Source organism: Synechococcus sp. RC10B2, assembly GCF_047502635.1.
Genome location: NZ_JANSHO010000073.1, coordinates 48,792 through 55,504 on the forward strand (window position 1 = coordinate 48,792; position 6,713 = coordinate 55,504).

Annotated in this window: 7 protein-coding genes and 1 riboswitch; of the genes, 2 read left to right on the top strand and 5 right to left on the bottom strand. The window is 62.3% G+C overall.

The window, feature by feature from the left end; all coding sequences use genetic code 11:
* Positions 1-223: 223 nt before the first annotated feature.
* Together NW855_RS11070 and cobO are read right to left on the bottom strand one after the other, a co-directional pair.
* On the bottom strand, positions 224-1,630 hold the full coding sequence (locus NW855_RS11070; protein WP_099812197.1) for a cobyrinate a,c-diamide synthase: 1,407 nt from the start codon (positions 1,628-1,630) through the stop codon (positions 224-226).
* Positions 1,631-1,647: 17 nt separating this feature from the next.
* Positions 1,648-2,334: a cob(I)yrinic acid a,c-diamide adenosyltransferase gene (gene cobO, locus NW855_RS11075; protein ID WP_011430056.1), complete on the bottom strand. Its 687-nt coding sequence runs from the start codon at positions 2,332-2,334 to the stop codon at positions 1,648-1,650.
* A gap of 189 nt (positions 2,335-2,523) precedes the next feature.
* On the opposite strand from cobO, the gene NW855_RS11080 reads away from it, so the two are divergent.
* Both NW855_RS11080 and metK read left to right on the top strand, forming a co-directional pair.
* Positions 2,524-2,892, top strand: a complete 369-nt coding sequence (locus NW855_RS11080; protein WP_011430055.1) for a hypothetical protein — start codon at positions 2,524-2,526, stop codon at positions 2,890-2,892.
* Between the two features lie 68 nt (positions 2,893-2,960).
* A riboswitch (SAM riboswitch) is annotated at positions 2,961-3,071 on the top strand.
* A 302-nt stretch (positions 3,072-3,373) separates the two neighbouring features.
* Positions 3,374-4,633: a methionine adenosyltransferase gene (gene metK / locus NW855_RS11085; protein ID WP_414508752.1), complete on the top strand. Its 1,260-nt coding sequence runs from the start codon at positions 3,374-3,376 to the stop codon at positions 4,631-4,633.
* Positions 4,634-4,917: 284 nt separating this feature from the next.
* On the opposite strand, the gene NW855_RS11090 is transcribed toward metK, so the two are convergent.
* From NW855_RS11090 to NW855_RS11100, 3 genes are all read right to left on the bottom strand, one after another.
* Positions 4,918-5,469, bottom strand: coding sequence for a hypothetical protein (locus NW855_RS11090; protein WP_099812198.1), 552 nt, complete (start codon positions 5,467-5,469; stop codon positions 4,918-4,920).
* A gap of 167 nt (positions 5,470-5,636) precedes the next feature.
* Positions 5,637-6,212, bottom strand: a complete 576-nt coding sequence (locus tag NW855_RS11095) for a tetratricopeptide repeat protein (RefSeq protein ID WP_143596960.1) — start codon at positions 6,210-6,212, stop codon at positions 5,637-5,639.
* Positions 6,213-6,301: 89 nt separating this feature from the next.
* Positions 6,302-6,661 carry a methyltransferase domain-containing protein gene (locus tag NW855_RS11100; RefSeq protein WP_143596959.1) on the bottom strand — a complete coding sequence of 120 codons (360 nt, stop codon included), beginning with the start codon at positions 6,659-6,661 and terminating at the stop codon, positions 6,302-6,304.
* Between the last annotated feature and the right edge of the window lie 52 nt (positions 6,662-6,713).

Here is a 6,713-nt window from a genome sequence, read left to right on the forward strand (position 1 = left end):
GGGATTGGGAAGAAGGGAGACTGATTGCTCAAAGAGTCTCAAAGCAGTTGGGGATCGCTGAAGCCTGCTATCGGAGCGGATTTTGAACCCTGAATGGCGATCTTTTCACTGATCTGCTTTGAATCTGCTTCCAGAGCAGGGCGGCAGCTTTTTTAGACAATTGCCGGAAAGCGGCTAAGGCGGACGCAGCAACGGGAGACTGGGGCTGCATCGCTGCTTTATTTTAAGCGGGATCAGGAGCGCCTTGAGCAATTCTTAAGAAATTCTGGAGTAGCCGCACTGCCAGATCGGGACGGGATCCCCAGTGAAGGTGCAGATAGGAGGCGTGCAGGCGCTGGCCGGCCCAGCCTTCCCGGTGGGGCGGGGATCCCCAGCTGTAGATTGGGCTGGGGGAGGTGGGGGTGCTGCGGGAGCGGTGAAATTCGTGCCCGCGTAGGCGATCCCCGGCCTCGACCAGCAGGGTGGGGCGCAAAACAGTGGCCTCGCGGTAGCCCAGACACAGCCGGCTGCCCATGTCCACCGTGATGGGCAGCAGCCCGGCCATGGGGTAGGTCTTTCCCTGCAAATCGGTGAGAGATCGTCCCAGCACCATCAGTCCGCCGCATTCGGCATACAGGGGTGGGTGGGCGGGCGGCGGTGGCTGTCGGGCTATTTTCTCAGAGAGGGTGGCGGCAAACAGTTCTGGGAACCCGCCCCCCAAGAGCAGGCCGTCGCAGGGATCCGGCGGCCACAGCCCCACCTGCAGGGGAGAGTACGCCAGCAGCTCGGCGCCACAGGCCCGCAGCAAGTCCAAGTTGTCGGCGTAGTAGAAGTTAAAGGCGGCGTCTTGGGCCACCCCTACCCGAACCCGTTCACGGTGGCGGGACGGAGTCCTTTCCGCGAGAGAGGGGATCCCTGGCCATAGCTCTCCTGCTGCCGGGGGAAGCGTTCGAATCAGCGGCAGCAGCTTGTCCCAATTCAGGTGCTGCTCGGCCAGGTCGGCCCAGGCCTCCTGCCAGTGGGGGAAGTGATCCAGCTCTGAGACGGGCACCAGCCCCAGGTGGCGGCTGGGCAGGCGCAGATCCTCACGGCGGGGCAATTGGCCCAAAACCGGGATCCCTACCGCTGCCGCCGCTTGCTGTAAAATCTGGCCGTGCCGCTCCGAGGCCACCTGGTTGAAAATGACGCCGGCGATGGCCAGGCCGGGATCGAAGCGGCTCAGGCCGTAGAGCAAAGCGGCCACTGTCATTCCCATGCCGCTGCCGTCGATGACCAGCACCACGGGGATCCCCAGCAGGCGGGCCACATGGGCGCTGCTGGCAAAAAAGGGCTCCGTTCTGCTCGTGGGATCTGGCGGGGATGCGGGCGCCCGCCCATCGAAGAGGCCCATCACCCCCTCTACAATTGCCCCATCTTTGCCCTGGCAGTGGTGGCGAAAGCAGCGCTGCACAAAGTTCTCATCGGTTAAAAAGGGATCCAAGTTACGACAGGGGATCCCGCTCACCGCCGTGTGGAACAGGGGATCGATGTAGTCAGGCCCCACCTTGAAGGGCTGGATGCGCAGGCCCCGCCGCCGCAGGGCGGCCAACAGAGCCAACGTGACGGTGGTCTTGCCGCTGCCGCTTGTGGCTGCCGCCAGCAGAATGGCCATCTTGCCCCACCCAAGGACTAGAACTCGATGCCGATTTGCGCTTTGATCCCTTGGTCGCGAAAGGGATGCTTGATCAAGGTCATCTCGGTAACCAAGTCGGCCCGCTCGATCAGGCCTGCCGGCGCGCCCCGCCCAGTTAGGATCACGTGCACTCGCTCCGGTTTCTCGGCCAGGCCGGCCAACACCTGCTCCAGGGAGAGATACCCCAGCTTGAGGGCAACATTGATCTCATCGAGGAGCACCAGGTGGTACTCGCCGCTGCTGAACAGCTCCCGCCCCTTTTCCCAGGCCGCCTGCGCGTGGGCGATATCCCGCTCCCGATCCTGAGTTTCCCAGGTAAAGCCCTCCCCCATGGCGTAAAAGGCAATTTTCCCCAGCTCCAGCTCGGGATGGGCGGCCAACTTGCGCAACAATTTGGCTTCGCCCGGATCCCAGGCCCCCTTGATAAATTGCACCACCCCCACCGATAACCCTTGGCCGAGGGCACGGAAGAGGGTGCCGAAGGCCGCTGTGCTCTTGCCCTTGCCCTGCCCCGTATAGATGATCACCAAGCCCTTGTCGTCGCGCATGCTCGCCAGGCGCTGCCGCTGGATCTGCTGGCGGCGTTGCATCCTTTGGCGGTGTCGCCGGTTTTGTTCGGCTTCCGGCTCGGGGGCCGAGGTGGGCAGGGATCCGGGCGTTTCCGGCAGGGGAGAGGGGGGCATGGCTATGGAGGGTTGGGAAGCCGCAGGAGGGGTCTGGCAGGCCGAAGTTTTCGCTCAGCAGACTGCTCTTCATCCTAATCTGGCTTTCAGGTTTTCAGGTTTCAGGAGAGTTGGGGCAGATGGGTTAGGATCCCTGTCAAGCCAGAAGTTGGGTTTTGCTGCATACTCATCCCCAATTGGGCTGGGATCATGAAAGAGCCGGCTGCCGCTTTTCGAGATAGCCTGCTGATGTACTCTTTCATCTGGGCCGTGCTGGCGATAGGGTGTTTTCAAGTCTTGCCACGCCTGGAAATTGCCTCTGCTGCCCAGTTGCAGCCGTGGCTGGGGCCCGCCTATCTGGCTGGGCTGGGTGGATCCCTGTTGGCGGCTTTGGGATCGATGTTGGCCGTCTTGGCAGAAACAGCCGCGGGCGCTGCCAGCAAAAGACACCTGCATCGCCTAGCTTGGGCGCTGGGGACGGTCGGTTTTCTCGGCGTCCTCTTTCCCTTGGGCTTGGCCAGCGTCTTTTTTCTCAGGGCCGCCCAGTCCACCGACTGGTGGCAGAAGCTGTTGGACTGAGGCTCACTCAGCAACCATTTTTTTGACAAATGCGTCGAGGTTAGGGGTACGATAAGGACAAGTTCCGTTCTTTATCCAGAGCAGACTGAGGGATCAGGCCCAACGAAGCTGCGGCAACCGGCGGAAGCCTCCGCTACGGTGCCAACTCCTGCGGTTAGTCAGTAACCGAAAGATAAAGGAATAAAGCTTTCTCTAGAGGACAGTCCTCTTGCCAGGGGGACTTTTCTGACGACTTCGCCCTTTAGCGCTTCCCAATAGCTCTGGTTGCAGCAGCGGAGCGAGGCTCTATTGCTTCGGCGGCAAAGTCCTCGGTGCGATACGGCGCTCTTGCTCCTGCGTCGGCCACGGCCTAGGTCTGTTCTTCTGCTCGGCTGAGGTGGAAGGGATCCCTGCTCAGGCCGGCGGATGATGAACGGCAGCAGCAGGCTCTGCTTTCTGGGCAGTTCTTGGTTGTATCTGTTTCGTCTTAAGGAGAGGTTCGTTGTCCAAGTCGTTTTTGTTTTCCTCAGAGTCGGTGACAGAAGGGCACCCCGACAAAATTTGCGACCAGATCTCTGACGCCATCGTGGATGCCCTCTTGACGGCGGATCCCTTAAGTCGAGTGGCGGCAGAGGTGGTGGTGAATACAGGCATGGTGATCCTGACCGGGGAGATCACCTCGCAGGCGCATGTCAACTTCGCCCGACTGGTGCGGGACAAGGTGGCCGAAATTGGCTATACCGACGCCAAGAACGGCTTCTCTGCAGAAAGCTGCGCGGTGTTGGTGGCTTTCGATGAACAATCCCCCGACATCGCCCAGGGGGTGAACTTGGCTCTGGAAAGTCGCACATCTCAGGAAGATGAATTCGACTTGATCGGGGCCGGGGATCAGGGCTTGATGTTTGGCTTCGCCTGCGACGAAACCCCCGAGTTGATGCCACTGCCCATCAGCTTGGCCCACCGCCTCAGCCGCCAGTTGGCCGCGGTTCGCAAAAACGGCACCCTGCCCTACCTGCGTCCGGATGGCAAAACGCAGGTGACTGTGGCCTATGAGGAGGGGCGGCCGGTGGGCATTCACACCCTGCTGATCTCTACCCAGCACACGCCGACCATCGGTGCCATTACAGAAGAGGCAGCGGTGCAGGAGCGGATCCGCGCCGATCTCTGGGAGGCGGTGGTGCAGCCGGTGTTTGCCGAGCTGCCCATCAAACCCGATGGCAACACCCGCTTCCTCACCAATCCCACCGGCAAGTTCGTCATCGGCGGACCCCAGGGGGATGCCGGCCTGACCGGACGCAAGATCATCGTCGATACCTACGGCGGCTATTCCCGCCACGGGGGCGGGGCCTTCTCCGGCAAGGATCCCACCAAGGTGGATCGCAGCGCCGCCTATGCCGCCCGCTATGTGGCCAAGAACATCGTGGCCGCCGGCCTGGCGCAAAAATGCGAGGTGCAGGTCAGCTACGCCATTGGGGTGGCTCGTCCCATCAACCTTTTGGTGGAAACTTTTGGCACCGGCCGCATCCCCGATGAAGCTCTGCTGCGGCTGGTGCAGCGCCACTTCGACCTGAGGCCGGCGGCCATTCTGGCGCAGTTCCAACTGCGAGAGTTGCCCCGCCAAAGGGGAGGGCGCTTCTATCAAAACGTGGCGGTCTACGGGCACTTCGGGCAAACCCATCTGGATCTGCCCTGGGAGCGCACGGATAAGGCTGCCCTGCTGCGGGAGGAAGCTTTCGCCGGGGCGACCGCCATCCTAGGCTAGGGGGATCAAGGGGGACAGGCTGGGCTCAATGCCTGCCCTGGTGCAGTTGCTCGACAAGTGGGATAGCTCCGGCAGGATAGGCTGTGCACAGCCAGTTCACTGCCGCCGTGGAGCCTGGCGTCGAGAACTCCCGCTCAGCCCTGATAGGCTATGGCGGGAGCTTGACCTTCAACGCCAGTCTTGACTAGACCTGACACTCCTATCCCCCATCCCGCCAAGCTCTGCTGGGGTGGGAGCAGGCCGGAGTTTGTGATGGCAAGGATCCCTGAGGCAAAATCGCAAACTCACCCAGGCTGCCCTTGGGATGGCTGGTCAGGATCCACAGGGTCGGCAAGCTGCAGCTCCAAAGTTACCAAAAGCTCCGTCCCACCAGCGCGAGCCGCCGAGGAGGTCGGCGGGGCAGGATGAACATGAACGAGCAGGTGGCGCAGCTTGGGCGGGAGATCCTGCAGCTCATCCAACAACAAGTCGAGAGAAATGGCCGATTCTCCGGAGAAGAGGGATCCTCTCCTGAGCGGGGCTGGGAGCGGTGAGGGAGGGCGGGCAAAAGAGCTGGCGGCAGTCGAGACCAAAGACCGGATCAGCTCCTGTTGTTCCCGCCACAGGGATTGGCTGATTTCGGGGGGAAAGGTGAGGTGAGGAGCGCCACGGCGCTGCCAGAGGCGGAGGATCTGTTCCACAGAGGTGGCCTTGTAGCGACCCTGGTAGAGGGCTTCCAGCAGGGCCGCCGGGATCCAAGAGGCTGGGAACTGTTTGCTCCAGCGCTCCACCCAGGCCTGACTGGCTTGCCCCTCTAGCTCAAACCCGTAGCGCTCCAAAAAGGTCGCGGGATCCATCAGGGCCCAAGGACACTCAACCCAAGGCTAACCCAGATCCGGCGAGATAAAAGGGAGATAAAGCCTTATCCCCGGATCCCGCAAGACAGCTCCCGTCAGAGGATGCCGCTGTTGGCCTTCCATGCAGGCTCTGTGAAGAGGCCATGAAGCTGCAGTACGGTGAAGACTCAGTGGTCAACAGGCCCCAGCCCCAGCGCTGCCTCCAGAGCGCGATCGCTGTCGGGAAATTGCGCCAGCAGCCGCCCTAGGAAGGCAGCCTCTCCCGTCAGGCCGTCCAGACTCATGAGCACATCCCCGGCATAGCGGCTCTGCGGGAAGCGGGCCAGCAGCTCATTGCCGGCGTAGATTGCCTGGCGGGCATAGCCGTCCCGCAAGGCTTTGGCTTCCAGAAAGTAGCGATCTCCAGGGTCGCCGGGATCCACGTAGTCGGGCAGCGGCGTGTCAAAGGCGTAGCTGCGGCGGCTTGGGTCGGCGGATCCTCCCCAGCGAGCCAATACGGGGTAGGTGAGCGGAAACCAGCGGTCGCTTGGGCCGGGATCGAACGCTGTCACATCTCCATAGCCGGAGAAAGCGGCGTACCGATAGAGGATCAGATCCCGGTGCATCTGCAGCCGTAGCCGCTGCAGAAGGGCGTAGGCCCCGCCAGGAGGCCGGCGGCGAGGGCCAGCGTTGCCACAGGACGAACGGGGAAGCGGCGGGACGAGGGCGCAGCAGGCGGGGTGTCCGGATTCATAAAAACCCAATCCAAATCCAGGCGGGCGCCCCCACTCTACTCGATTCTTTCCGGGCGCGGATAGAGGGCCTACAGCCATTTCGGGCCAGCCGCTTTCGATCACGGCTGCCGACGTAAACACCACACGGCTCCGGGCACGTCGGTTTCTCCCTCTCGCCGCAGGGTAAAGTTCTGGTGATAGACGGGATCCAGCCCTGCCCGTTCTGCCTGCTGCAGCACGTAGGCGGCGGAGTGGGCAGAGCGCCCCGTGGTGGATCCCAGCTCGTAGCCGGGGGCGGATCCCTGCTCGACGGTGAAGGCCAAAAGCCCGCCGGGATTGAGCACCCGCCCACAGGCCGGCAAGACCTGGGCCAGATCCCCCAGATAGATAAACACATCTGCCGCCAGGAGCAAGTCGTAGCGCTCTGAGGTCTGCTGCAGCAGCTCCAGCAAGTCCCCCTGAATCAGGTGGTCGTAGATGCCGCTCCGAAAGACTTATGCAACGCTGAACAAAGCAGAACTTTGCCCAGCA

Coding starts and splice junctions, on each gene's coding strand:
- cobO (WP_011430056.1), bottom strand. CDS start 2,334: ATGCCCCCCTCTCCCCTGCCGGAAACGCCCGGATCCCTGCCCACCTCG.
- NW855_RS11090 (WP_099812198.1), bottom strand. CDS start 5,469: ATGGATCCCGCGACCTTTTTGGAGCGCTACGGGTTTGAGCTAGAGGGG.
- NW855_RS11080 (WP_011430055.1), top strand. CDS start 2,524: ATGAAAGAGCCGGCTGCCGCTTTTCGAGATAGCCTGCTGATGTACTCT.
- NW855_RS11070 (WP_099812197.1), bottom strand. CDS start 1,630: ATGGCCATTCTGCTGGCGGCAGCCACAAGCGGCAGCGGCAAGACCACC.